The 25,940-nt window shown below is 42.7% G+C and carries 19 protein-coding genes and 3 pseudogenes; 13 read left to right on the plus strand and 9 right to left on the minus strand.

Annotated elements, in window-relative coordinates; all coding sequences use genetic code 11:
- The first annotated feature begins 20 nt into the window (after positions 1–20).
- Positions 21–2,435: a GH36-type glycosyl hydrolase domain-containing protein gene (locus OCV36_RS16600; protein ID WP_135458839.1), complete on the plus strand. Its 2,415-nt coding sequence runs from the start codon at positions 21–23 to the stop codon at positions 2,433–2,435.
- 154 nt (positions 2,436–2,589) lie between these two features.
- Here OCV36_RS16600 and OCV36_RS16605 read toward each other — a convergent pair whose 3' ends face one another.
- Positions 2,590–3,537 carry an aldose 1-epimerase gene (locus OCV36_RS16605; protein WP_135458837.1) on the minus strand — a complete coding sequence of 316 codons (948 nt, stop codon included), beginning with the start codon at positions 3,535–3,537 and terminating at the stop codon, positions 2,590–2,592.
- 64 nt (positions 3,538–3,601) lie between these two features.
- Here OCV36_RS16605 and OCV36_RS16610 point away from each other — a divergent pair, with 64 nt between their 5' ends.
- The 3 genes from OCV36_RS16610 to OCV36_RS16620 all read left to right on the plus strand — a co-directional run bounded on the left by OCV36_RS16610 (position 3,602) and on the right by OCV36_RS16620 (position 9,302).
- The gene (locus OCV36_RS16610; protein ID WP_135458836.1) at positions 3,602–6,676 is read left to right on the plus strand and encodes a GH116 family glycosyl hydrolase; all 3,075 of its coding nucleotides are present in this window, start codon (positions 3,602–3,604) and stop codon (positions 6,674–6,676) included.
- Between the two features lie 98 nt (positions 6,677–6,774).
- The gene (locus OCV36_RS16615) at positions 6,775–7,788 is read left to right on the plus strand and encodes a LacI family DNA-binding transcriptional regulator (protein ID WP_135458835.1); all 1,014 of its coding nucleotides are present in this window, start codon (positions 6,775–6,777) and stop codon (positions 7,786–7,788) included.
- 545 nt (positions 7,789–8,333) lie between these two features.
- Positions 8,334–9,302: a nucleoside hydrolase gene (locus tag OCV36_RS16620; protein ID WP_017075303.1), complete on the plus strand. Its 969-nt coding sequence runs from the start codon at positions 8,334–8,336 to the stop codon at positions 9,300–9,302.
- A 571-nt stretch (positions 9,303–9,873) separates the two neighbouring features.
- Here the strand turns inward: OCV36_RS16620 and OCV36_RS16625 are convergent.
- Complete coding sequence (locus tag OCV36_RS16625) at positions 9,874–10,203, minus strand: winged helix-turn-helix transcriptional regulator (RefSeq protein WP_029225959.1); 330 nt, start codon at positions 10,201–10,203, stop codon at positions 9,874–9,876.
- A gap of 89 nt (positions 10,204–10,292) precedes the next feature.
- Between OCV36_RS16625 and OCV36_RS16630 the strand changes: the two genes are divergently transcribed.
- On the plus strand, positions 10,293–10,580 hold the full coding sequence (locus OCV36_RS16630; RefSeq protein WP_017107603.1) for a YciI family protein: 288 nt from the start codon (positions 10,293–10,295) through the stop codon (positions 10,578–10,580).
- Positions 10,581–11,047: 467 nt separating this feature from the next.
- On the opposite strand, the gene OCV36_RS16635 is transcribed toward OCV36_RS16630, so the two are convergent.
- Positions 11,048–12,064, minus strand: a complete 1,017-nt coding sequence (locus tag OCV36_RS16635; RefSeq protein WP_135458834.1) for an SDR family NAD(P)-dependent oxidoreductase — start codon at positions 12,062–12,064, stop codon at positions 11,048–11,050.
- Between the two features lie 101 nt (positions 12,065–12,165).
- Between OCV36_RS16635 and OCV36_RS16640 the strand changes: the two genes are divergently transcribed.
- Entirely contained in the window at positions 12,166–12,774 is a 609-nt protein-coding gene (locus tag OCV36_RS16640) for a TetR/AcrR family transcriptional regulator (protein WP_135458833.1), read from the plus strand.
- 74 nt (positions 12,775–12,848) lie between these two features.
- Here OCV36_RS16640 and OCV36_RS16645 read toward each other — a convergent pair whose 3' ends face one another.
- Positions 12,849–13,751, minus strand: coding sequence for a LysR family transcriptional regulator (locus OCV36_RS16645; protein WP_135458832.1), 903 nt, complete (start codon positions 13,749–13,751; stop codon positions 12,849–12,851).
- Positions 13,752–13,909: 158 nt separating this feature from the next.
- Here OCV36_RS16645 and OCV36_RS16650 point away from each other — a divergent pair, with 158 nt between their 5' ends.
- Positions 13,910–14,782: an SDR family oxidoreductase gene (locus OCV36_RS16650; RefSeq protein WP_135458831.1), complete on the plus strand. Its 873-nt coding sequence runs from the start codon at positions 13,910–13,912 to the stop codon at positions 14,780–14,782.
- A gap of 343 nt (positions 14,783–15,125) precedes the next feature.
- On the opposite strand, the gene OCV36_RS16655 is transcribed toward OCV36_RS16650, so the two are convergent.
- Positions 15,126–16,754: an ABC transporter ATP-binding protein gene (locus OCV36_RS16655; protein ID WP_135458830.1), complete on the minus strand. Its 1,629-nt coding sequence runs from the start codon at positions 16,752–16,754 to the stop codon at positions 15,126–15,128.
- 12 nt (positions 16,755–16,766) lie between these two features.
- Positions 16,767–17,261, minus strand: coding sequence for a hypothetical protein (locus OCV36_RS16660; protein WP_017075296.1), 495 nt, complete (start codon positions 17,259–17,261; stop codon positions 16,767–16,769).
- 240 nt (positions 17,262–17,501) lie between these two features.
- On the opposite strand from OCV36_RS16660, the gene OCV36_RS16665 reads away from it, so the two are divergent.
- Positions 17,502–19,862 carry a Lon protease family protein gene (locus OCV36_RS16665; RefSeq protein WP_017075295.1) on the plus strand — a complete coding sequence of 787 codons (2,361 nt, stop codon included), beginning with the start codon at positions 17,502–17,504 and terminating at the stop codon, positions 19,860–19,862.
- 166 nt (positions 19,863–20,028) lie between these two features.
- Here OCV36_RS16665 and OCV36_RS16670 read toward each other — a convergent pair whose 3' ends face one another.
- Positions 20,029–20,775 carry a flagellar brake protein gene (locus OCV36_RS16670; protein ID WP_135458829.1) on the minus strand — a complete coding sequence of 249 codons (747 nt, stop codon included), beginning with the start codon at positions 20,773–20,775 and terminating at the stop codon, positions 20,029–20,031.
- 270 nt (positions 20,776–21,045) lie between these two features.
- On the opposite strand from OCV36_RS16670, the gene OCV36_RS16675 reads away from it, so the two are divergent.
- From OCV36_RS16675 to OCV36_RS16685, 3 genes and pseudogenes are all read left to right on the plus strand, one after another.
- Positions 21,046–21,330 (plus strand): GNAT family N-acetyltransferase, encoded by a 285-nt coding sequence (locus OCV36_RS16675; RefSeq protein WP_029225088.1) that lies wholly within the window; start codon positions 21,046–21,048, stop codon positions 21,328–21,330.
- Between the two features lie 10 nt (positions 21,331–21,340).
- Positions 21,341–22,501 (plus strand): phosphotransferase, encoded by a 1,161-nt coding sequence (locus OCV36_RS16680; RefSeq protein ID WP_135458827.1) that lies wholly within the window; start codon positions 21,341–21,343, stop codon positions 22,499–22,501.
- A pseudogene (locus OCV36_RS16685) lies at positions 22,491–23,183 on the plus strand (MFS transporter); the annotation flags it as partial. The gene OCV36_RS16680 and the pseudogene OCV36_RS16685, both read left to right, overlap by 11 nt.
- Before the next feature lie 246 nt (positions 23,184–23,429).
- Here OCV36_RS16685 and OCV36_RS16690 read toward each other — a convergent pair.
- Positions 23,430–24,038, minus strand: a pseudogene (locus OCV36_RS16690) (IS5 family transposase); the annotation flags it as partial.
- Positions 24,039–24,293: 255 nt separating this feature from the next.
- On the opposite strand from OCV36_RS16690, the gene OCV36_RS16695 reads away from it, so the two are divergent.
- The gene (locus OCV36_RS16695) at positions 24,294–24,701 is read left to right on the plus strand and encodes a hypothetical protein (RefSeq protein WP_048613261.1); all 408 of its coding nucleotides are present in this window, start codon (positions 24,294–24,296) and stop codon (positions 24,699–24,701) included.
- 129 nt (positions 24,702–24,830) lie between these two features.
- A pseudogene (locus OCV36_RS16700) lies at positions 24,831–25,483 on the plus strand (IS982 family transposase); the annotation flags it as partial.
- Positions 25,484–25,565: 82 nt separating this feature from the next.
- Here the strand turns inward: OCV36_RS16700 and OCV36_RS16705 are convergent.
- Positions 25,566–25,910, minus strand: a complete 345-nt coding sequence (locus OCV36_RS16705; RefSeq protein WP_048613259.1) for a helix-turn-helix domain-containing protein — start codon at positions 25,908–25,910, stop codon at positions 25,566–25,568.
- Positions 25,911–25,940 lie beyond the last annotated feature (30 nt).

The raw sequence follows: 25,940 nt of genomic DNA on the forward strand, positions 1-25,940 counted from the left end.
GGGAGGGGCTGGGGATAGTGATGATGAAATTCGGATATTTTGACGATAAAAACAAAGAATACGTAGCAACCACACCGTGTACACCGATCAAATGGTGTAACTATGTGGGCACATTAGATTTCGGTGGCATTGTAGATAGCAACGGCGGCGTGTTGTTGTGTAAAGGCGATCCGGCACTCAACCGCATCACCAAGTACATTGCTCAACTGCCAAACTCTGATTTCAAAGGCTCGACCTTATACCTTAAGGTGCGTGATCAAGCGGGTAATGTAGAAGTGTTTTCTCCTTTCTACACACCAACTCTGAAGCCATTGGATAAGTTTGAAAACCACACGGGTTTGTCTTACACCACCATTATTGCGGAAGCATTCGGTGTGCGCTGTGAAGCGACGTTCTTTGTGCCAAAAGCTGACCAAGTACTGTTGCAAGACATCAAAGTCACCAACATTTCAGACAAAGCGCTGCACGTTGATGTGGTACCTGTGTATGAGTTCACTCACTTTGATGCACTTAAGCAACTGTTAAACGCAGACTGGGTTCCACAAACTATGACGCTTAAAGCGCATCAGCAAGAGTCTGGTCATACCGTGCTTGAGCAATACGCTTTCATGAAGCGTGATTACGCGGTGAACCTGATGACAGCGGATCGCCCTGCGACTTCTTTTGACGGTGATCGCCAGTCGTTTTTAGGTAATTTGGGATACGGTACATGGGCAGCGCCAGAAGCGCTAAACAATGATGAGCTGGGTAATACTGAGTGCTTGCGTGGCGATAACATTGGCGCACTAAATCTGCGCTTGGGTTGGTTATCACCAGAGCAGACAGAACGTACGATTGTACAAATCGCACAAGAAGAGAGTGTTGAAGCGGCGCTGCCATTATTGGCTAAATACCGCGACCATTCTGTTGTCGATGCTGCGTTTAGCGAACTATCTGAACATTGGGATTCTTACCTACAAACGGTTCAGGTTGAAACGCCAGATCCTGCGATGAACTCAATGCTTAACGTACATAACCCGCGTCAGTGTCATACGACTAAGAACTGGTCTCGTTACCTGTCTTTGTATCAGCTTGGCTATGGTGCTCGTGGTATTGGTTTCCGTGACTCGTCGCAAGATACATTGGGCGTTATTACACATATGCCTGAAGAAGCGCGCGAATTTATCGAGCGTCTGCTTTCTGTTCAGAACACTAACGGTTCAGCGATGCACCAGTTCTTCCCATCGACGATGGAAGCGAACGCGGGTGATTCTCGTGAAGAAGAAGATCGCCCTGATTACTACGGAGATGATCATCTGTGGATCATCTACGCGGTGACTCAATACGTGAAAGAAACGGGCAATGCGGACTTCTTGAATAAAGAGATCCCGTTCTACCAGAAAGACAAAGACGGCAACCCTGTTGAAACCGGAACCGTTTGGAACCACCTATGTCGCTCTATTGAATTTACCTACACCAATACGGGTGAACATGGCTTACCGCTATTAGGTTTCGCTGACTGGAATGACACGGTGAACCTACCAACAGGTGCTGAGTCAATGATGGTTGCCAATATGTACGGCAAAGCACTGCTCGATATGTTGGACCTATGTGAGTTGCGTGGTGAAGCGAAACTGACGGCTAAGTTCAAGGACCAATATCAGCAGATGCAGAGCACGGTCAATGAGTGTGGTTGGGATGGCGAATGGTTCGTTCGTTACTTCGATGAGCAAGGCTTGCCAATTGGTTCTCATAAAAACGAGCAAGGTCAGATCTACACTAATGGCCAAAGCTGGCCTGTAATTTCAGGTTTCGCGACTCAAGAACGTGCAACTCAAGCTCTAGATTCTGTTTACAACAAGCTGAACACCACCAATGGCATCAAGCTTTCAACACCAGGTTACAACGGCTTTGATCCGCAGCTAGGTGGCGTTTCAACGTACCCACCGGGCGCGAAAGAGAATGGCGGCATCTTCCTGCATTCAAACCCTTGGGTAATGATTGCAGAAGCGAAAATGGGCAACGGCGAACGTGCGTATGAGTACTACCGTCAAATAAACCCAGCGTCTAAGAACGATGACATTGATACCTTTGAATCTGAGCCTTACTGCTACCCTCAAAACATCTTGGGTGACGAGCACAAGCAGTTTGGTTTAGGACGTAACGCATGGCTTTCTGGTACTTCATCTTGGACCTACGTTGCCGGTACGCAATGGATCCTGGGTGTTCGACCTGAAGTTGATGGCTTGCTGGTGGACCCTTGTATTCCGTCTGAATGGCCTGAGTTCAAAGTGCGCCGTCAGTTCCGTGGTGCGACGTACCACATTCATGTGACTAACCCAAATAATGTTTGTAATGGTGTTGCACAAATGAAGGTGAATGGTGAGGTGATTGAAGGCAACAAAGCACCGGTATTCACGTCAGGTGAGCATACCGTTGAGGTTGTTTTAGGTTAAAAAAGAGAAGGGCGCTTTATGCGCCCTTTATTGCTTCTTTAGTTTGCTTTTCTCTTCTCTCTTGTAATGCGTTCTCTTGGGGGGCTGATTTTGCATTAAGTGGTGGCTTTGCTTTCTGTATTTTGCATTCAGCGGCTGCCTTACTTTGGTTGCTTTATTGTGGTTGAAAGATGGCTTGGCATTGCCAAGTGAAGGTTTGCGATTGATTAGCCCCAAGCGTTAACAAGCCGATTTGGTTGTTGAATGCGTCTGCAGGGCAAGTCATCGGTTCTATCGCAATACTTTGCTCGCTAGCGGGCGTGTATAGCTGAACGAATGGGTAGCTTGCATCTTGTTGATAACGAAGAACAGCTGACGAATCTGAGCGTGTAAACGCAAGTTGGTTGGTAGTTGTTGAATCAAACTCAAAGCAATGGTTGAGACTTTGACTGGTGAGTGAGTCGCCTAGTGACAAACAATCAAACACTTGTTTTTCATCATTGGGTAGGTCGTCCACGTGCACGACTTCAGAGCAAGGTGACATGGTTAGTTTGCAGTGCGCCAGATCTGTGCCTAGTGAAAAATAAGGGTGCCAAGCATCACCGAACGGGAATGCAGAATCACCAAGGTTAGAAACAGTTGTTGAAGACGCGAGTTTACCCGTGATGTCGACAGTGAAGGTGACTTCAAGGTTGAAGGCAAACGGAAAACCAGGATGCAAAGACGATGTTTGATACTGCAACGTTACACTGGCTGACTCTTCATTGGCTGCGCTGTTTGTGATTGAAAAAGGTTGGTTGTAGAGCAGGCCATGTACGGCGTGATCAGACCAAGGAAAGTTAGCTGGGAGTTGATGGTTTTGGTTATCAAAACTGTAACGACCTAAGTTTAAACGGTTTGGAAAAGGGAATAATTTAGCACTGCGGGAAAAGAACGGATGTTGGTTGATCAGTTCATCATAATTCTGATAGCCACAAATAAAAGAAAATGGACTGTTATTTACGATGAATTTATTAATAACAGCGCCAAATCCATTAATTATTTGAAGTTCGATGCCATGTTGGTGATTTATTAATTTGACAGAGTCAATATTTCCAAATTTTTCATTTATAATTTTAAACATGTTGATGTCTCCATTTTTAAAAGATATTAACAAGAAAAATAAAATATTCAATGGTGGTTTTAAGATGAAGAATAAAATTCCATACACAAGCTATTCAGGAAACTCAGAACATCTGTGTAAAAAAGGGGATGCTGTAGAATTTATTCAACCTTGGTACACACCGATTTCAACCACGCCCAAAAATACTGGCATGGCGGTGGGTGGAATTGGCAATACATTTACACTGACACCAAACGGCAACACACCAAATTTCAGCTTTATTCCAGGAATATTTGTTGATTGCTCAGAGCAAGTTATTAATTTTAATGATTTTTATGCTTCAGTGATGGATGTGCCAACCATTGATACACTTCAAGTTTTTAACGAACAAGAGCTGAGTGTCCATCTGAATTTTTATCCCGCTTTGTTTGATGGGAATAAAATTGACAACAAAGAAATGTCGAATGCGATTAGCCTCATTAAAACAGCATTAAAAAATGGCAATTTTTACCAAGAAAATAAAGATAACTTTATAAAGTGGAATGTTGAGTTCTCAAATAAGACTCAATTATTGATCGAGGAAAATTCATCTTCTATTGTTTGTCAATTATATGTAGCCTTAGATTTCTTTAATGGTTTGTTAATAAATGATACAACGAGATTATTATCACTTACTGTCGATGGTAATAATGATATAGATAGTGTTAACGGAAGCGATATAGAATATAAAGCTTTGTATCCATTAGCTGAATATAAATATAATAGCTTTGATGATATTAAGATAAAGCGGAAGGTCGTCTCTCCTATCGTAAAGGAAGATAAACGCCTTTGTTCTTTGCCAATGCACTGGAATCACTTCGAACTGACCAATAATTCAGATAAAACACGAGTCGTGACCTTGGTTCAGCCTTTGCAGAACTTGATTGGCTCGACGTACCAAAAAGGTCGTGATGGCATTCAAGATTCGGCATGTACTCTGTCTCAAAACCCAATCGCTCAGCAGCATGATGCGGTTAACTTAAAGGGCGAAAGCTGCAGTTTTACTGGTGTTCAACTCTACAGCCAATCGCCTTATCAAAGTGATATTGAAGGCGAGGTGGTATTCGGTGTCCAAGCTGATAATCGACTGACTGAATCTGGCAAAGTATCGGTGTCCGTGAAACCGACGTTTTATACATCTAAAACGGCGAAACAAACCGAATTTGCACTGAAAACAGGTCGCACAAACGGTGAGTTCCAAACGGGAATATATACAGGACGTGAAGCTCTGAGCGCATTGGTTGTGGTTCAGGTTGAGCTCGAAGCCGGTGAATCTGTTGACCTACGTTTTGCACAGGTGATGGCACACAGTAAAGTCATGCTAAATGGCTGGCATTCAGACAAGGCTTACACGCAATTCTACCCGCAAGCTAAGCCTGCTTTGCCGATGCTAGAGGATGTATTACCAGAGCTAGAAACGATTGAACAACAGATCATTGAACAGCAAACAGCCTTCCTAAAACAAGCTAACACTAAGATCTCTCAGCCTGATTCCGCACTTCGCTATGCGACGATGGCAATGAACTCACTGTCTTTCTTAGCGGAATCGACGGTGTGGGACAAAGAGGATAAGTTCCTAGTCAAAGAGTGTGTCGACTACCCATTCTTTAACTCTTTGGACGTGTATTTCTACGGCTCATTCTCGCTGCTTTATCTTCTACCTGAGCTTGATGGTTGTGTGATGAAAGAGTTCTCCAAGGCCATTTTGGCGGAAGACTTCACTCAGCGTCGCTATTGGGAATATGAAGCGACACCAAACGCAGAACTTATTGATGATAAATACCAAGGTGTGCGTGCCATTCGAGGTGCGGTAATTCACGATTTGGGCAGCCCATTCGACATCCAACCTGACGCCTACAGTTGGCACAATGTGAAAGAATGGAAGGACTTAGCGCCGAAATACATCTTGATGGTGTATCGCCATTATCAAAACACCCAAGATATCTCTGTGGTTAAAGAGTGCTGGCAAGCCGTGACTGAAAGTATCGAGTTCTTATCGAATCTTGTTGCTGAAGGCGACGACTTACCGTTAACGCGAGGTACAGATGACACCTTTGACAACTTAGCTTCTCACGGTATTTCTATTTACTGCGCGAGCCTTTGGGTCGCAGGCCTACAAGCCGCAAGTGAGCTTGCAAAATTAATGGACGAAAGCGAGCGAGCCGCGGGTTACTTAGCACGTTCGAAAAAGGCGTTAGCCACGGTAGAGCAAAGCTTATGGGATGATAAAGAAGGCTACTATCATTTCTTCGTCACTCCAGTTCAAGCCAAGCACTTAACGGGACAAGGCTACCAAGTATTGGAAACCTTGGGGCTTACGTTGACTGGCGATACGATTGCCGATAAGAACATTCTGAACGACTATCTTAACCAAACAGATATTTCAATTGATGTTAGTAAGGTATCTCAAAGAGTCTCCAAGAAACATTTGTTGAGTGAGACAGCACCTCACGCCTTTACACAAGAGTACTTAGATTTAGTGCCGGACTCTGACAACAGTTTTGGTGATGCGCTGTTAGCCGACAGTTACTTAAAGCTCATTGGTCTAGAGGGCATTTTCCCAGAAGACAGAATCCAACGTGCACTAGACTATGTTTATAAGCACAACTTTGAGATCAATAGCCCTAAGTTGGGTGTTGCAAATATGACGCTGGCTGATGGTTCACCACATGAAGCATTCCAAGCTCAAGATGTGTGGATTGGCGTTCAGTTTAGTGTCGCGACTGCGTTGAACTTGGCGGGTAAATCGCAGCAAGCGGAAACCTTGATGGATACCGTGTATACCGCGCTCTATGACTATTCGAAAATTCCTTTTGCTGCGCCAGAAGGGTTCAATTGTTCAGTCTCAATTGATGAAAAAGATCTGATTGAATGTTTTAAATTGTCACAAAATGATGCGAAAAGTTGGCTTCTTGCACTTAAATTTCAAAAATGTGTTCTATCTGACGGTCGAGTGAGCCCCAGCCTGACTAAAGACAGTGATAAGTTTGTTAGTATGCTGCAAGGCAAAATCTCAGCGGAATACGCCACTGTTCTTCATAAATGGCTACTGAGTACGGGATTGAAATATACCGCAGGTCGCTACTTCAGACCGGGGATGATATTCGCCTACTTGTATTAATTTAACGACACGATTTTTCAACTAAAGCAGTGGTATGCACGTTGAAACTGATGGGGAGCTTTTGGGCTCCCCAAACGTCACTTGATTAGGGTATCGAGATGCGTACAAAAACAAAAAAAACCACCGTATACGATGTAGCGAGGCTAGCTGGAGTATCTCCAAGCACGGTTTCTCGTTTTCTTAATCGAACGACTTATGTGTCGGATGATAAGAGCCAAAATATAGAACAAGCGATCAAAGACACCGGTTATAAACCTAACTTCCAAATGCAAGAAAACATCAACCGTCGCTCACTGACGATTGGTGTATTGGTGCAACACCCTGATAGCCCTTATACCAGCCGTATTTTAAATGACATGGAGAAAACTTTGATTGCTCAAGGTTACTCTCTAGTGATTGCGACAGGGCATTGGCAGAAAAAGCTGGAATTACATGCGCTGGAGTATCTGGCGAAAAGTAATGTTGATGGCATGATCATCGTGACTGGCAGTGTGACTAAAGAAGACATAACCAAGTATGCTCAAGACATTCCTGTCGTGGCGGTAGGATACGACATTGTTGACGACAACATCCGCACGATCAACATTGATAATGTGCTTGGAGGCTATATGGCCACTTTGCATCTCCTCCAGCAAGGACATGTAAATATTGCACATATCAAAGGGCTTTCTAGTCAGCCAGATTCTGGGAGCCGCTTCGAGGGCTATAAAAAAGCACTTCAAGAAGCGGGCATAAAAGTGATGCCAAAACTGGTTAAGCAGGGTGATTTTAGTAGTGAGTCTGGCTACGAAAAAACCGTTGAATTGATCGAGTCAAAGATTCACTTTTCAGCCCTGTTTGCAGCTAATGATCAAACGGCCTATGGCGCGATTAAGGCTCTGCATGATAATGGTTATAAAGTGCCAGAAGATGTGTCGGTGATTGGGTTTGATGACTTGCCAACCTCTAACTATTTCACGCCAGCGCTAACCACCTTGAGACAGCCTATTGAAGAAATTGGAGAGGTATGTGCTCAATCGATTTTGAACCTGTTATCTGGCGAGAGGCATGAGGCTCGACTGCCACCCATTGATTTGATTGTGAGAGAGTCGACCAAGTCTTTGTATCGTTAATTTCAAGACAAGCATCAAGGTGGTGCGCCCGTGATGATTCGTATTGATATCAATGCGAACCATGGTGCAGGAATGTCGCTGAGTAAAGCTTGCTTATATTTGCGCGTTCACATTGTTCAATATGGGTCAGGTCAGCTAAAACACTTCTGCCCCATTGTTTGCTTCGACCGAATGAACACATAGCTACACCCAAGTACCACTTAACTTACTTTTCGTCATATCAGTAGTGCTCCTATATAAACGAAGCTAACACCAGAGGTAAGAAAAGAATCTATTAGGGTGGGGATTGATGCAACTATCAGTGAATAGATGTGAAGCATTTGCAAAACTGTTCAAAGAACTTTCAGTCGATTAGTTAAAGGAATTAAAATTTAACTAATTTTTCCAGAACATACGGGAAAATGATCGTAGTACAATATTCATATGAACAATTCACACCTTGAGTGTTTAAGTTAATATGCTCTCATCATGAGATTCAAGTCACGTTTATCAGTGTTTTTTCTAGGTATTGTCTACTCTTTTCAACTGTTTAATTAGAGTCTGATATGACAAAGAAAATCATCCTAGATACAGATCCGGGCATCGATGATGCAATGGCAATCTTATTTGCAGAAGCGCATCCAGATATTGAGCTTATGGGGATCACCACTGTTTATGGTAATGCGACGATAGACAACGGGACTCAAAATGCCCTTTATCTGAAGCAGAAGTTTGGAATGAAGACGCTGGTGGCTAAGGGAACGGATAAGCCCCTAATAAGAGATCCCGTTGGAGCCACTGTTGTGGTGCATGGCGAGGCTGGATTTGGATATGTGAAAGCACCAAGTTCATTAGATGTTACAGCTATTGATAAGCCGGCTTATCAGTTCATTATTGACAGTGTTCGAGCTGAGCCGGGAGAGATTACTCTTGTGGCGGTTGGTCCTCTTACTAATCTGGCACTCGCACTTGAAGCTGCTCCTGATATCGTTGACTTGGTAAAAGAAGTGGTTGTTATGGGTGGCGCGTTCGGCGAAAACGACCACAGAGGGAACGTGACACCATTTGCTGAAGCAAATATCCATGATGATCCTCACGCTGCGGATAAGGTGTTTACGGCATCATGGCCAGTAGTCATTATAGGGCTCGATGTGACGGAGGAGAGCTTTTTTACCAGTCAATACCTTGATGAGTTGCGAGATGATGCTGGAGAAGTAGGGCAGTTTATCTGGGATATCAGCCGCTACTACTTAAAGTTTTATTCTGAAAAAGTAGGAATGGAGGGTTGTCATGTTCATGATCCATCAGCTATTGCTTATGTTATCCAACCATCTCTTTTTACAAGTCGTAGTGGTCCTGTCAGGGTAGTCACAGATGGACCTGCGGAAGGAATGACTATTCAGAAAGCTGATCAACGTAACTATATGAACGATGAATGGGGCTTATTTCCAGCACAACAGGTTGGTGTTCAAGTAGATAGCGACACTCTACTCTCACTCTACAGAGAGACATTAATACACTATTCACAACAGTAATAGTTGGTTCTGTCGCAAATGTTGGGAAATGTGCGGCAGGCTCATCCTCTAGATACAATGCGTAGAAACGCTCAAAGGTAATGTCAGCTTCATCTGTTTCAATTTAAACTGATTTGCACTATTAATACAAAACACCGAGCTAAGTGTCTTTCCATACTAAAAAGTAATTTCATTTACTAAATTCGCTAGCTCATTTATGCCCCAAAGTTTGTTTCAGCTGACCTACGACTCAGTTAACTGAACCACAATTTGACTTATTTTTTCTAATATCAAGTGTATGGCTGAAGTACTGCTCAATGCTTTTTCTGATTTGAGACTTTAACCTCGCATTCTCATTTATCGTCGGATTTCGTTCATCAACTTGCTTACCATCTTTACTTTCTTTCTTCTGTGTATACACAGTCAATTAGGTTTAAATGTGGCAGGTTTTGTTGGAACTGATAGCTCGTTTTTATGTGATGGTGAAATAAAAAAACAAGGTAATATACTCTACTCTTTAATGAGTTATGGTAGGTTAATTGAAAGTTAGGCTGGCGATAAAACAAGCCGGCCTGTTATTAAGAATGTTAGGCTACTTTGATATTTTATCTTCCCAACCAGCAGCCCAATCTCTCAAAGGGTTGAGTGTCTTCATTAGGGACAATCCTAATTCTGTTAGTTTATAGCCTTCTGATGTTGTAAAAACCAATTTAGCTTCAGTCAATTGCTTAATCCTAGTGTTTAAAACAGAAGGAGACATGCCGTCACATCGTTCTTGTAATCCTCTGAAACTCAAAGGACCAGAGTTAAGTTCCCACATGATCCTCATATTCCACTTTCGGCCTAACAGATCGAATAAAGCCATGATTGCTACACCCGAGCTCGACCCTCTTACTAATTTTTTAGGTAATGGTGTTGTCATAAATGTTGCGCTTCTAAAAAAGTAGCATTATAGTCCGCTACGAAATAAGTAGCGATTTTATATTAATCTATTTGAAAAGCGAGAATTATATGTATCTAGTAGACATAACTTTTACTGACATGGAAAAAATAACGCCAGAACTAACTGATAAACATAAGAATTATCTTGAACAAGAATATAAATTAAACAAGCTGATGTTTGGCGGAAGAAAAGTACCTAGAACTGGGGGCATACTGATTTCACAACATGCGAGTGAGCGAGAGCTTGAACAAGTTTTAAACTCAGACCCATTCGTTAAAAGTGGGGCTGTAACTTATTCAATCACTGAATTTATTCCTGTAATGGCTTCTAAAGCTTATGCGGATATCGTAGCTTAACAAAAGACCATGGCGTCAATAGTTAATTTGCTGACGCTATTCTGGTCCCACATTACACCGTCTCTGAGCATCTAATTTAAGAGCACAATCATCTTTCTCATGCAGGCAATTATCGTTTAAGTGTTAAACATATTTTGCCTAATCTGAGATAAGTATTTTAAAGCAACAGACCTAACTCATTTTTGTCCAGAGGCTTCATAGACCTGAAGTTTTACTCGTGGCACTTTTCTCAAAAAGTGCCAGCTAACTCAGATCTGCCACATACCAAGCTAGAAGCCTTTGCGCACACCATTAGAATATTTAATGATGCAGCGAATCGAATACACACTCACGACTTGATGATATGGGAAAGCTATTTTTAATTTTGCTAAAAGAAACGCACAAAGCTGATAATCACTTTGGGCGTCTCAGTATGTATAGGAAAGGTCTATAGCTATCTCTTATTGAATACCCATACAGCAAGAGGATTATGACTTTTCCTGAATCTTTATAATCGATTTTGCAGCATCAAGTACAGTTTCTGAAAACGGACGAGGACTCCAGTCAAATAGCTCTCGTGCTTTACTGTTGTCGGCACCGATATTCATACCCAGTAAACCCACCATACCTTTTGCTTCATTATCAAATAGAGACATAAAACGTATTAATAGGTTTGGAGCGATGCGTGTGCTTGGGCCTTTGTAGCCATGTTCTTTGAGTATTTTTGCAATCTCTGTAAGGTGAATTGACTCTGAACGAGAAGCCACAATGCGCTGACCTGCAGCCTTAGCGTGAGTCATCGCTTGTACGTGGACGCTTGCCACATCTCGAACATCGACCAACGGTATAGCCACATTGGCGAGCATTGGAATTTTTCCACGTAGCATCTGATCAATCATTGTCATTGATTGCCCAGTAATATCGTCACCCAATGCAGGACCAAATACGCCACCAGGGTTGACCGTCACAAGCTCCAAAGCAGAATCTTGTTTTTCCATAAATTTCCATGCCGCTTGTTCTGCTAAGGTCTTGCTTTTTGCGTAGGTGCCAATGTCTCTAGAGTTGGTATTAGCCCAATCATTGGGTCCGATTGTGCCAGTCTTCATTGTTGCCATCATCGTCATCGTAGAGCTTGTTAATACCACTCTTTTTACGCCCGCCTTTTTCGCAGCACGTAATGCGCGAAGTGAACCATCGACAGCAGGCTTGATCATCTCATCTTCATGTTTTGGCTCAGCTGCTGCATATGGCGAAGCAACGTGCATAACATAGTCACACCCCTCTGCGGCGTTATCCCACCCTTTATCTGACGTAAGGTCTAGTTCAATGAATGACAATTCACTTACATCTGCAGATGCTTTCTCTAACGTATTTTTAATGCTCTCCGCTTTTTTTAAATTACGAATAGAGCCACGAACGTGAAAACCTTTATCTAAAAGTTGTTTTGCAATGTGAAGACCAATAAAGCCCGATATACCAGTAAGTAAGACGATTTGTTTTGCCATAGTAGATGCCTTTGAAGTTTCTTGTGCAATTAAGTACTGGGTGGTATCTTAATTGCGAAGCATTAAGCTGTCAATAATAAAATACCACTCGGTACTAAAATATGAATGAAGAAAAAAAAGCATCACGTGGCCGTCCTAAAAAGTTCGACCGTGATCATGTGCTAGATATCGCACAACAAAGTTATTGGAAACTCGGTATCAATCAGGTATCGATAAATGAATTGTGCAAACTGGCAGGCGTATCAAAGCCAGGTATTTATCGCGAGTTTGGTGACGAAGATGGTTTGATGCATGCTGTGCTAGAGCGTTACGACAAGACAATACTCGGCCCGATGCTCAGTTTTTTGAGTTTGGACGCCCCATTCAACGACACCCTACAAAATCTAGCATTCCACAGCACGAGTGAGGATGAAACCTCTGAAATGCCCAAAGGGTGCCTGTTTGCGAATATGAAAGAATCGCGCTTGAGTCTAGGAGAATCAACGATCGAACAAATTGATAAAACCTATGAAAATGTCGTCAAGGCGTTCGAGCAGTGGGTTGATGCGGCAAAAGAGAAAGGTGAGTTCAAAACGATTGATATGGATAGCCGATTTGCTGCTATCTATATTTATGCCCAAATAAGCTTTGCTCAATTACAGATGATGAAGGGCGAAACCAGTAACGATGTTAGGGCAATATTGCAGGTTGCTCTCTCCGTTCTTAGATAGCGAACCAATAACTTCATAAATGTTTAGCTCCTTACGATGCCCATTTATTGATGAGCATCTTGGAGTTAAACAAATTAACCATTCAACAATACTGCAATTTCTTCGCGTTTATTTTTGATAAAGTGGATGAACTCCTTAGATTTTGAAGGCAAATGTTGTTTGTCAGTGTATACCAGATATAGCTCTCTACCTCGCGGGATCCATTCCTCACACAAGCTTATTAGTCTTCCTTCGTCGATATATTGTTGAACTAATCCGGTTGGCAGATGCGCCGCTCCTGCACCTTGCAAGGCCATTTGAACGGATATGATCAGATCATCCGATAGTAAGCTGTGATCCATATTAAGATCGATAGACTCTCCCTGAAACATGAAGCGCCAAGGCAATATCAAACCATCATTGTGGTTTAGAATGCAGGGCCACTTTAACAAGTCTTCTGGTCTACTGATTAGAGGATGTTTCTCTACGAGCTGTTTATGGGCAACAAGTGAATAGTGTAATAGTGATATGGGGATCGCAATGAGTGATGAATCATTCAGTGGTCCGAGGCGAAGGGCGAAATCGGCTCGTTCTGCCGTTAAGTCTTTTGTTCGACTTGAGGAGTCAAACTCTAGTTTGATACTTGAGTATTTGTTTAAAAACTCCGAAAACAGCGGAGCAAGAAGAGAAAATACCGTTGCAGGTGCAGAAATATGTAAAGTGCCTACTGGATTCGCTTTGTGAAATGTCGCTTCATCTTTCAATTCGCGCACAGTATCAACCACTAGCTTTGCCCTGGGCAATAGGCGCTCTCCAACCTCACTAAGAGATAGCGATCTGGTGGTGCGATTAAATAATCGAACATCTAGCTCTGTTTCAAGTAGTTGAATCTTCCGACTGATGGTTGTTGTGGGTAGGTTAAGTGAACGTGCAGCTTCTGCAAAACTGCCAAGACGTGCCACCTCAATAAAAGCAACTAACTCACTGCTGTATTTCATTCTGTTCTCCCGATGATTGAGAGTGATTTATTGACCCATTTTTCGGGATTATGCTACCCGTTTATCAGCGTACTAAAAATTATCGGTTTAATCTATAGTGGTTTTATTCACGAGCAGTCGGGCTCGTTATTTCGTTATAAACCACAGGATAATTCACGATGACAATTTTAGTTATGGGCGCAACAGGCAATACAGGTTCAGCCATTGTTAATCAATTGAAAGAAAAGCAAGCAGACTTTAGTGCTATGGCGGCAACATATGAAGAGGCATCAAAACTTAATTTAGAAAAAGAACGTATTCGTATTGGAAACTTCAATGATGTCTCTTCACTGATTTCCGCGTTTAAAGATATCCAAAGAATTTATTTGTTAACGCCTATTCATCCTTCAGCAACAACTTGGGTGAAAAATGTCATTCAGGCTGCAAAAGAAGCGGGCGTAAAACACATTGTTAAGCAGTCGGGCCTGAAAGCAAGTTTAGATGCAACTTCAGAAGTGATCAGAGAGCACGCATATACGGACAACCTGATCAAAAAATCGGGTTTAGAATATACCTTGATTCAACCCAACACCTTTTTTCAAAACTTCTACGCTAACCTACCAAGCATTAACGCTGAGGGCCGTTTCTATTCATCATTAGGTGACACTGCACTTAGCCTTGTTGATATTAACGATGTCGCTGCGGTTGCAGTTGTTGCATTGACTGAAAGTGGGCATGAAAGTAAAACGCTTCATATCACTGGCTCTGAAGCTCTAACCTCATCTCAGCATGCACAGTTATTGAGTGACGCAAGTGGTAAAGATATTACTTACACTGACATCCCTGAGGCCGCTCTTGTCGGTGCATTAAAAGACGCAGGTTTAGATAACTGGCTATCAGATGCATTAGGGGGAATGATCAATTGGTTCACTCAAGGTGACTACGGCCTAACTACCAATACCATTGAGGAAGTGACGGGCCGTAAGCCTCGTACCTTCTCGGAATTTGCTCAAGAACTTTCTCACTCTATTGAAGATCCTAAACATGACTAAATCACCACCAAATGAGCGACTTTTCATATCTGTAGTTATTCACTAGTTGCCAATTTCCTATTTTCCGAAACTCATTTCTGTCCAAAAACGAGTTGAACGAAGCTGCTCGGTGACTATAACCCGACTACCAGCTAACCCTGTTTAAAGTCCGTCAATTTTAGCAAACTTTCATAATCACTGAATTGATTTTTCATATACGCCAGAAACGAAAAATGTCGCATCCATGCGACATTTCTCTTTTGGCGGCCAAACCAGTTTTTGCTATATCCATTCTAGATTTCAATCCATTAGGAGATTATTCAGAATGTAGTTATAAGACGCTGTTAATGTTGATTAGTTCCCTTTACGCTGCATTTTTTTTCGATTTATTATCCAGGTCGAACGACGCTGAGATTAATTTCTTGGTGTAGTCGTTTTTCGGGTTGTTAAAAATGTCTTCTGCTGTCCCTTCTTCCATCACTTGTCCTTTTTGCATTACCAATACACGATCCGACAGCGCTTTTACTACCGAAAGGTCGTGGCTGATGAAAAGGAAGCCGATGTTGTGCTTGGCTTGAATATCTTTCAACAGGTCGATTACCGTGAGTTGCACCGAGCGGTCGAGTGCTGAAGTGGGTTCATCGAGAAGAATGAAAGAGGGTTCAAGAATCAGCGCACGAGCAATCGCGATACGTTGTCTTTGCCCGCCAGAAAACTCATGCGGATAACGGTTAATTGAACTCTGTTCTAAGCGAACTTCAGTCAGCGCTTTACGAGCTCTTTCTAAACGTTCTTGCTTGGATAGATGAGGTTGATGCACCGTTAAGCCTTCGGTGATGATTTCCCCAACTGTCATGCGTGGTGATAAAGAACCATAAGGATCTTGGAACACCATTTGGACATCTTTCTTGAGCTTGTGACGCTCTTTATCATTTAATAAGCTAACGTCTTGGCCTTTGTAAACAATACGTCCGGTACTTGGCAGCAAGCCGATTAATGCACGTCCAAGGGTCGATTTACCTGACCCTGATTCACCCACAATGCCTAGCGTTTCGCCTTGTTTAAGATTCAACGAAATGCCTTTTACGGCTTCGAAATACTGGCTTTTACTCTTGATGAAGTGCGACTTAACTAAGAACTGAACTCGGATATCATCTGCGGACAACAACTCCGAAGCTGACTCATGGACTGGAACCTTAGCACCTGTTGGAATTGAATTGATCAACATGCGCGTGTAATCGTGTCTTGGGTTGTCGAACAAGGCTTGAGTCAATCCCTCCTCCACTAGTTCGCCTTTACACATCACCAGAACTCGGTCAGCAAAGTGTTTTACGACACCAAGATCGTGGGTGATGAACAAAATCGCCATGCCCATCTTGCTTTGGATCTCTTTGATCAAAGAAAGCACTTCAGCCTGAACCGTTACATCTAATGCTGTGGTGGGTTCGTCGGCAATCAAAATATCGGGCTCGTTAATCAGTGCCATCGCGATCATGATACGCTGCAGCTGGCCGCCCGAAAACTCGTGCGGGTATTTGCTATATGCTTGCTCTGGCATGGGTAAGTGAACCAGTTCAAATAGTTCCAGCACACGTTGTTTTGCCTTCGACTTCGATACCTTACGGTGACACATAATCGCTTCAGCCACTTGAGTCCCAACACGCAGGTATGGGTTCAACGATGTCATCGGCTCCTGAAAGATCATGCCAATCCTGTCGCCGCGAATTGACTGCATTTCTCGCTCGGTCTTTCCAAGAACCGATTGCCCCTCAAACACAATTTCAGATTGAGCATCAATAATGGCGTTGTCTGGCAGTAAACGCATGAGTGCGTTGGAAGACACTGATTTGCCAGAACCCGACTCACCAACAATGGCCAAGGTTTCACTGGAATTAAGGGTAAAACTAACCTTTTTAACCGCATCAATGATTCCATCATTGGTTCTGAAACTAACGGAAAGGTTACTGACTTTGAGAATGGCCTGGTCCGACATGATATATCCTTATCAATTTAAGACATTAGGTGAAGATTGAACTTCTGACGTAGATTTAAGCTGCCCGAAATGGTGATGAGCACGTTGAATTTGTTCAAGCTCAAGCATCCAGTGTGAGCTGCGCTGAGCACTGCAAAAAGCAATCAAGTGATTGAGTAAATCTTCACTCTGCTTCTCTAAAAGCGAATAGGTCCGTTGAATCAGTTCAGTGTTTTCGAGGGAGATGAATTGCATCAGCGCGTATGACTGGTTCAAAGTGTCGAAAGCTTTCTGTTGTTGGCCTAGACGGTTGAGAATCTCTGATTGGGCAACGCTTGCATCTCTAAGCCCTGCAAGTAAGCAAGCAAACTGGCAAGGTTTGATGTCGCTTTGATATGCAGCATCTTGGATGTGATGGGGAAGGGAAATAAGAACATCATTGTAAAGACGCTGTGCTTCTGGCCAGTGGCCTTGTTCCATTAACTGTTCAGCTTTTAGGTAGTGCATCCAGCATCGTTCAATTTCCATATCCACATCCTCAATCTATAGTATTTGGAAATGTTAATGATATTTATTATCAATTGCAAATTAAAATCATTTACATGTTAAGTTGATGAATAAAATGGTCTCTTATTAGTAAAAATGGCTCAAATTGTGTGTTATTTGTTCGGTTGAACAGCGGTGCAGCGTAAGTCACTAAATTGATAGGAAATTACATCTACACTGATTTTATCTACACCCAAGTAATGAAGGATTAAGGAGGCGGCGATGGCGATGCAAAGACTCAATACAGAACAGCTGTATAAGGTAGCCGATCTAGAAAAGCTACCCTGTAAGTCGACCAAAGAACTGGCTCCAATTGACGAAATCGTCGGGCAGGAACGGGCACAAAAGGCCGTTGAGTTCGCGATGTCAATCAAGGAAAAGGGTTACAACATTTATGCGATAGGGCGAAATGGTCTTGGTAAACGCACCATGATTTTGCGCTATCTAAACCGACACCCTCACGAAGTTAAGGAGCTTTTTGATTGGTGTTATATCGCGAACTTTGAAGACATTCGTACACCGAAGGTACTTAAGCTACCCAGTGGTGTAGGCAGCAGCTTAAAGCAAGATATTGAAAAGTTGATGCGTAAACTGCTCAAAGCTATGCCACTCGCATTCGACAATGAGATGTACTTTAGCCGCGCCGATAGACTTAAAAATCAATTGGCTGCTAAACAGCAAGCTGCACTAGAAGCGATTAGCCAAGAGGCAAAAGACAAAGGTATTAACCTGACGATTACTACTCAGGGTGATTATCAGTTTGTCGCGATGAATGGTGATGACCTTCATACCGAAGAGAGTTTTGATTTGCTTTCGCAGGAAGAACAAGATCAGTTCGACAAAACCATTGATGGGTTAGAGATTGGCTTAAGAACCATTTCTCGTGAATTGACGGAGCTTGAAGAGACCTACACAGAGAAAATCGAGAAGCTTAACGATGACACCGCGAGAGACGTAATCACTCACTTCATCAAGCAATTGAAAAAGGATTACAGTCAATATCCTGAGATCAAAAAGTACCTCACTGCGCTTCGTAAAGACATTGTTGATAACGCTGATATTTTCTTAGAGGAAAGCACGGAGCAAGCTGAAATTGCCACGGCTTCTCTTGATAAGAAAATGCCACGTCGTTATAAAGTTAACGTAATTGTCACCCAAAAAGAGCAGTCCCTGCCGATCGTGGTAGAAGAGAATCCTAACTACCATTCTTTGTTTGGGCATGTTGAAACCGCGACGTTTAAAGGCACGGTATTTACCGATTTCTCTTTGATTAGAGCGGGCAGTTTGCATCGAGCTAATGGCGGTGTATTACTGATGGATGCGGTGAAAGTACTCGAACAACCTTATGTTTGGGAAGGCCTGAAGCGCGCGCTACGTTCGCGTCAATTGAGCTTCACTTCATTAGAAAAAGAGGTAACGTTGACCGGTGCTGTTTCACTCGATCCAGAACCCATCCCATTGGATGTGAAGATCATTCTGTTTGGGGATTACCGTACTTATCAACTGTTGCAACACTACGATGCCGAGTTTGGTGAACTGTTCCGTGTAACTGCTGATTTTGAAGATGAGATGAAGCGTACTGCGGATTCTGAAATGCATTATGCGCGCTTCATTTCAAGCATCGTGCACGACAACAACATGCTGCATTGTGATCGCAAGGCGATTGCTCGCATCATTGAACACAGCTCACGTCAGGCAGGCGACCAAGGTAAATTATCGTTGCACTCAGCACACATTGCTAATCTGCTTCGTGAGTCAAACTACGTAGCGAGAGGCTCAAAATCGAACTTGATTCGTGCAACGCACGTCGACCAAGCGTTATCTAACCAACAGATGCGTGTCGGACGACTGCAAGACAGCGTAATGGAAACCTTCACTAACGGTACAACCCTGATCCATGTCGATGGTCAAGCGGTTGGTCAAGTGAACGCTCTGTCTGTGTTAAGTACGACGGATCATATGTTTGGCGCTCCGAACCGAATCACGGCTACCACGGCTTACGGTGACGGTGAAGTGATTGATATTGAAAGAAACGTAGACCTAGGTGGCAGTATTCACTCGAAAGGGGTGATGATCTTGTCTGCTTATCTTTCTTCAGTGTTTGGTAAGACAGCGAAAGTCCCGCTCACTACCAATATCACCTTCGAGCAATCGTATGGTGGTGTGGATGGTGACAGTGCGAGTATGGCTGAGTTCTGTGCGGTAGTGTCGGCATTTTCTAAACAACCAAACCGTCAAGATATCGCAATTACTGGTTCGATGAACCAATTCGGTGAATCTCAACCTATTGGTGGGGTGAACGAGAAAATTGAAGGCTTCTTTGATGTATGTGAAATCAAAGGACGTTCAAATGAACAAGGGGTGATCATCCCGCGTTCGAATGTTCATAACCTAATGCTGCGTAGTGACATCGTGAAAGCGGTTGAAAAGGGTGAGTTTAATATCTGGGCGATTGACCATGTGACAGAAGCCATTGAGCTGTTCACTGGTAAAGCAGCAGGTGAAGCTAGCGACGAGGGAAGCTACCCTATTGATACTGTCTTTGGTATTGCTCAGGCTAAATTGAATGCTCTACGTAAATAGATAAATAGATAAATAGATAAATAGATAAATAGATAAATAGATAAAGCGCAAAAGCCATCGATTTAGAGTCGATGGCTTTTTTATTTGGTGGCGACTTAGCGCGCGAATAAGCGGGTTGTACTTGGTCAGCTAACTGCATTAAATAACGATGTGGTGTTAAACGAAGTTATGCGTTTCGTAAGCAGAGCTTGGTTCCATTAAACTTCAGTTTTGCCAACAAGTGCTTAGCATTTGCTCGACCAATATCATCAAACTCCACGCCATATCGAGCGTAGTGCGTCGACTTTTGCAAGTTACAGATAATGCCTCTCAATGGTGGAATAAGTGGACCATTGTAGTTCTCAGGCGTTATCTCTATCGACACTCGGTCGGCAATTTGAATCGGACGAGAGGTTGGTGAAGTAACAAAGCGACAACCACTTTTAGATAAATCTCTTATCTCACAATTTGCTCGTTGGTCGTTGAAGATAATTCTTGAAGCTAAGTTCACTTCGTAGCGTGTTTCTTTACGCAGTTGAGTCACTTGCATCGTACTTGGTGTTGAAAGTACGAGGATAGGGAAGGGTTCACCAATTTTATGGTGAATTTGGCTCCTAAAGTGGATAAGCGCGCCTTCGCCTCGTAGGGAATAAGCACGAGCTGTCATCCAAAAACCTTCTTGAAAGAAAAAGTTCAGGTCTTCGTTAGATACCTCGGGTAACTCAACCACAATACAGTTATCACTGTGCGTACCAATAAACTTAGTGGTCGCGAGAAACTTAGTGCCAACCGGAGTCGAGACATTCAACGTCAGTTCACTGCCGTGTTCAATCATGGCCAGAGCATCAGTGCTGTTAATCGTAGAAACGGTGCGGTTACGAGGGTCTTGAAGTGCCTGATTATGCTCCAAAGGCTTCTTCAGTGGTGCGTTCATTTTGTGTTCTCCATGCGCCAACATGCGTCTGTTAGATATTGATAACTTGCTAACAAGGGGTTGTTACGTGCTAGATTTAATGTAAGTACTTTGAATTATTTATAGAGTGTTATTCTTTGCTTTTGATTTTATGTAAATCAGCGATCTCTAAAAATATCCGTTGTTTGAAGTACTTAGTTTTGTTTATATGCACTTGCGTTAGTTTATTACATGGAACTCATACTTCAAACTTTAATTGTTTGTCGTATCAATTATTTGTAGGAGTTGAGAATGAAGGCCACAAAATGGGTTCAAGACGAGAACCTGATCACAGTTGAACTCGAACCAAACCAATTTGCAGTCGTTAAGTACCAAAAACAGGGTGATGTACTCCATATAACTTCGACTCGTATCCCTGATGAACTGCAAGGTAAAGGCTTTGGCAAAGTTATGATGGAGTCTGTATTAATTGAGATTGAACAGGCGGGTTTTAAAATTGTGCCAGTGTGCAGTTATGTGGTGCACTACATGAACAGGCAAAAGCAATGGTCGCATCTTTTAGCATCTGAGGCATAAAACAGTATTTATGTCTCGAACGATAGTGTCCCAATCAATGTCATCAAAACAGCTTAACCAAACTGAAGCCAGTTCGAATAAATCACTTCCTGCCCTTTATCAAAAAATAGCGGCTTCACTGGGCTGTCATGAGGGGGTTGATGTTCAAGTCATTCAACGTTTGTGGGGCGGATATGGTGAGTTAGTTCGCTTAGTCTTTTGTTACGAAGGCCATGCTGAACTGAAGAGTGTGATTGTTAAACATGTCGCACTGCCAGATAAAGCCGAACACCCTAAAGGTTGGAACACCAAGTTATCTCATCAACGAAAGGTGCACTCTTATCAAGTGGAAACGGCTTGGTATCAGTCGTTCACTCAACAGTGGGATGAGCGTTGCCCTGTACCTGTAGGGCTGCATTGTGAGTTACAAGAGAACGAGTGGTTGATTGTGATGCAAGACTTAGCCGAAATCGGTTTTCCGTTAACTTCTCAGTTTGATGTGCTTGCTGTTTCTGACAATCTAGCAATCAAAGGTACTCAGTCTGAACTGGCGTCTGGTTACACACGAGAAGAGCAAAAACAACGCGATGCTTGCCTTAAATGGCTCGCTAATTTTCACGCAAAGCACATCAGTGACGATCAAGAACAGTCAGCCTCATTGTGGCAAGTCGGCACATACTGGCATCTAGACACACGCCCTGATGAGTTTAATGCCTTGGCTGATTTACCATTGAAGAACCAAGCCAAGCACATCGACCGTTTACTAAAAGAATGTCCGTATCCAACTTTGGTACATGGCGACGCCAAGCTTGCCAATTTCTGTTTTGATTCAGAAAGCCAAAACGCAGCTGCCGTCGATTTTCAATATGTGGGTCATGGTTGTGCGATGAAAGACGTAGCTCTGTTTATGAGCAGTGCGGTGAGGCCGCAAGATTGCGCAGAGCTTGAATCACAGATGTTAGAGATTTACTTCCGATACTTGGAAGAGGCATTGGCGTACTATCAGCCACAGCTTTCGTTTGATGACATTGAAGCTGCGTGGCGACCTATGTTTTACGTGGCGTGGGCTGATTTTCAACGTTTCGTAAAAGGTTGGAGCCCAGAGCACTGGAAGATCAACCCGTATACTGAGCAATTGACCTTACGAGTGCTCACTCAATTAGACGAACAGGAGTCCGTCAATGTTCGATAAAACCGCGAGCTGGAAAACGCCGCAAAACTTTTTATTACTGATTTCGATTGTTGTCCCTGTCGCGTTTTCAAGCTGGATGGCTCTGCTGAATAACTTCGTGATAGAGAAAGCGAACTTTGATGGCGCCGATATTGGCTTGTTGCAAAGTGTTCGTGAGATCCCTGGTTTCTTAGCGTTTACCGTGGTGTTTGTTTTGGCATTCATTCGTGAGCAACGCTTTATGTTGATATCGCTGGCGATGTTAACCGTGGGCACGGCGATTACCGGTTTATTTCCTACACTCACAGGCTTGTTACTAACTACGATTTTGATGTCGACGGGCTTTCACTATTTTGAAACGCTTAAGCAATCTTTATCTTTGCAGTGGCTGAATAAAGAAGAAGCACCAGAGATGCTGGGTAAAATGATCTCTGTGGGCGCGCTCGCGTCATTGATAACGTACGGATCTATCTGGGTGATGTTGGAACAGCTTAAGCTGGATTTCGCTTGGGTGTACGGCATTACTGGAGGCATTGGTTTTATTCTGGTTTTAGTGATGACCTTTGGCTTCCCTGAGTTTCAAACCAAGACTCAACAAAATAAGAAATTGGTGCTGAGAAAGCGTTACTGGCTCTACTACGCACTCACGTTTATGAGTGGTGCAAGAAGACAAATCTTCACGGTATTTCCAGTATTCCTAGTAAAGAGTCAATCTGAAAATTAAATTTTCCCATATCCGATTGTTAAATAAGTAATTACTGCCTTTTTTATGAGTAAATTTATTACAATATAGTTCATTTATGTAACGAATAAGATTTCACACCAGAAAAATGGGAATATATTATGTTTCAAACGTAATTATTCTTTACAAAAAAATTAGTAAAGATAGAGGCTTTGTTGCGTAATTCAGACAAGAGAGCAAATCGCCTAAAGTTGAGCTATTTTTATACAATATACTGAGTTCAAGCATACCAAGTCTTGTAAGCTTGTTGAGCGCTTTAATCATTACGTAAGTCTCACCAACCTGATCGTTGTAAATTCGGAGGCTGAGTTTTCCACCCAACAACTGTTTCACTCGATAAATTGCCGTTTATGATAGCCATACCGCTTTTTGCACTTGTTGTTCGAGCCGTAAAGTTTCTGACAACCTACCGCTAAATTGCGAGGATGACCCCGTTCCCAGAAGGCCGCCTCTTCTCGTGGCAGGATGAGCGGAACCGCTCGCTTGATTTTTGTATAGCATCATAGCAACCCTTCGTGTCATAAGCACCATCACCTGATATCTCAATGATTTTACGACGTGTCTGCTTTAGTAAGTTTGGGAGCACTTCGGCATCGGTTACGTTAGATAAACTTAGCTCTGTTGTGACGATTTCGTGGGTGCTTATATCTACTGCGATGTGCAGCTTACGCCATACTCTGCGCTTCCCGTCAGTACCATGCTTCTTCACTTTCCATTCACCTTCGCCATAAACCTTGAGACCAGTTGTATCAATGGCTAAGTGTTTATTGCTCCTTTGGTTTTAAATGAAACCTCAACTTCCTTAGCTCTACGACTTGCACCATGAGTGCTGTACACGGTTAGATCGTAACTTCCTGATTTAGTTCCATCGAATTACGCAACAAATCTCCTTCCCTTTATTGTCTTCGAAGATTTTTTTAAATTTCCTTATCAATCATTGCTTTTCGTAAGTATATGATTTTATTGATAAATTCCCCTTAAGATGGAAGTGTGCCATAAACGGTTAATGATTCTATGTGATAACTTATCTGATAGTTAAACAAAAGACGTTAGTAAGGATTGACTTGGGCCATGAACAAATATGATTTAAGTAAGCAGTTTGGTTCTATCGAAAAGACTACCAACAGTGATTTAAGTAAGCATTTCAGTTCTATCGAAAAAATTACTCGTGGCGGTTTAAGTAACCAGTTTAAGTTTATGGACAGAACTTGCCTGACTTTCAGATCTCCTTTGCCCTCCTTTCATGAGGACAATCCGATTAACATTGAATACACCGACACTAAGCAAAGGGGGGAACAAGTGAACAATACCTATAATATAAATTCAGAAGCAGTACAGGTTGGTGATCACAACATACTGGTCACAACGAGTGGTGCTCCCAAGCTTAAAAGTGTGTTAGGAAGTAATATTGTTGCGGGTATTTTGTCGGCAGTGGTTTCTACATTACTTGCATTTACATTGCAGAAATATTTAATGTGACATTTCTAATTTGGCTTTGCCATACATGAGTTAATTAATAGATTGCGAAACTAGATAAGTCGGTAACAAGCTTTTGTCGATTAGACGACACCTGTTACAAAGTGTCGTCTCTCTAAGAACCCAGAGTGCAACTTCCCAACATTGCTCAGTTACACGCGATTTTTGGAGGTCATGCCTTCAGTACTTGTACCGCTAAGCTCTTTCTTTACCCATGTTAAAGGTGAGCCGGCAGGCATTGAATTCATTGACTCTACAAGCATTAAAGTTTGTCATAATTTACGTATTCCTCGGCATAAGGTTTTCAAAGGAACAGCGGCAAGAGGTAAAGGGACAATGGGCTGGTTTTATGGATTTAAATTTCACATCATCACCAATCACCTTGGTGATATCGTTGCCGCTAAGCTAACGCCAGCTAATACTGATGAGAGAAAACCTGTCCGTGAGCTACCCAAAGGTCTGCTTGACAAGCTCTATGCAGATAAAGGCTATACCAGTAAAGCCCTTACCGACAATTTAAAAGAGGATGGAATCACCCTGATTACAACTCACCGTAAGAACATGAAGCCGAAAGTAATTGCTGCCTGGGACAGAGCGATGCTGTCCAAAAGGTTTATTATCGAGACCATCAATGAGCAATTAAAGAACATCTCTCAGATAGAGCATTCTCGCCATAGGAGCTTGCATGGATTCTTGGCGGATTGATTGCGTACTGTCTGAAGCCAGAAAAGCCATCGCTAAACATCACAAGCATTGAAAAGACAGGCTTGATGGCAATAGCTTAAACCGATCTGAGGTTAGATTACCTCAATAACAAATAGTATTTAAAAGACAAATAGAGCCATTGTTCTTTCGTGGCTCACGCAGCTAGTCCTCTTTCGGACTACTATTTTCAAATGACTCTTCAATAAGTCGCGCTGTCACCTCAAGAACCTTCTGCTTATCCGTTTCAGAGAGCTTATTTAGATTCACAGCTAACTCCGCAGAAATCTCATCTTCACAAAAGAAGTAACTCAAAGGCACACCAAGCTCATCTGCAATTGACTTTAACGTACTGATATCTGGTGTATGTTTTCCCTTTTCGTATTGATTCATTCTCGGGCTTGCGGAGCTTTCATCCATACCTATACGCACTCCCAAAGCTTTTTGGGAGAGTTTCGCTTTTTTGCGCGCTTCTTTAAGGCGCTCAGGGATTGGGTTAGTAAATGACACTTATAGTTCATGTCTCTGATCTCAAGGTAA

The organism is Vibrio echinoideorum (assembly GCF_024347455.1).
Classification (GTDB): Bacteria; Pseudomonadota; Gammaproteobacteria; order Enterobacterales; family Vibrionaceae; genus Vibrio; species Vibrio echinoideorum.

What these genes read in the sequence shown, in the direction of transcription:
- OCV36_RS16675 (WP_029225088.1), top strand. Translation starts at nt 21,046, where the DNA reads ATGAAGGCCACAAAATGGGTTCAAGACGAGAACCTGATCACAGTTGAA.
- OCV36_RS16625 (WP_029225959.1), bottom strand. Translation starts at nt 10,203, where the DNA reads ATGACAACACCATTACCTAAAAAATTAGTAAGAGGGTCGAGCTCGGGT.
- OCV36_RS16610 (WP_135458836.1), top strand. Translation starts at nt 3,602, where the DNA reads ATGAAGAATAAAATTCCATACACAAGCTATTCAGGAAACTCAGAACAT.
- OCV36_RS16605 (WP_135458837.1), bottom strand. Translation starts at nt 3,537, where the DNA reads ATGTTTAAAATTATAAATGAAAAATTTGGAAATATTGACTCTGTCAAA.
- OCV36_RS16635 (WP_135458834.1), bottom strand. Translation starts at nt 12,064, where the DNA reads ATGGCAAAACAAATCGTCTTACTTACTGGTATATCGGGCTTTATTGGT.
- OCV36_RS16670 (WP_135458829.1), bottom strand. Translation starts at nt 20,775, where the DNA reads ATGAACGCACCACTGAAGAAGCCTTTGGAGCATAATCAGGCACTTCAA.
- OCV36_RS16695 (WP_048613261.1), top strand. Translation starts at nt 24,294, where the DNA reads ATGAACAAATATGATTTAAGTAAGCAGTTTGGTTCTATCGAAAAGACT.
- OCV36_RS16630 (WP_017107603.1), top strand. Translation starts at nt 10,293, where the DNA reads ATGTATCTAGTAGACATAACTTTTACTGACATGGAAAAAATAACGCCA.
- OCV36_RS16660 (WP_017075296.1), bottom strand. Translation starts at nt 17,261, where the DNA reads ATGGAAATTGAACGATGCTGGATGCACTACCTAAAAGCTGAACAGTTA.
- OCV36_RS16665 (WP_017075295.1), top strand. Translation starts at nt 17,502, where the DNA reads ATGGCGATGCAAAGACTCAATACAGAACAGCTGTATAAGGTAGCCGAT.
- OCV36_RS16645 (WP_135458832.1), bottom strand. Translation starts at nt 13,751, where the DNA reads ATGAAATACAGCAGTGAGTTAGTTGCTTTTATTGAGGTGGCACGTCTT.
- OCV36_RS16640 (WP_135458833.1), top strand. Translation starts at nt 12,166, where the DNA reads ATGAATGAAGAAAAAAAAGCATCACGTGGCCGTCCTAAAAAGTTCGAC.
- OCV36_RS16650 (WP_135458831.1), top strand. Translation starts at nt 13,910, where the DNA reads ATGACAATTTTAGTTATGGGCGCAACAGGCAATACAGGTTCAGCCATT.
- OCV36_RS16620 (WP_017075303.1), top strand. Translation starts at nt 8,334, where the DNA reads ATGACAAAGAAAATCATCCTAGATACAGATCCGGGCATCGATGATGCA.
- OCV36_RS16680 (WP_135458827.1), top strand. Translation starts at nt 21,341, where the DNA reads ATGTCTCGAACGATAGTGTCCCAATCAATGTCATCAAAACAGCTTAAC.
- OCV36_RS16655 (WP_135458830.1), bottom strand. Translation starts at nt 16,754, where the DNA reads ATGTCGGACCAGGCCATTCTCAAAGTCAGTAACCTTTCCGTTAGTTTC.
- OCV36_RS16615 (WP_135458835.1), top strand. Translation starts at nt 6,775, where the DNA reads ATGCGTACAAAAACAAAAAAAACCACCGTATACGATGTAGCGAGGCTA.
- OCV36_RS16600 (WP_135458839.1), top strand. Translation starts at nt 21, where the DNA reads ATGATGAAATTCGGATATTTTGACGATAAAAACAAAGAATACGTAGCA.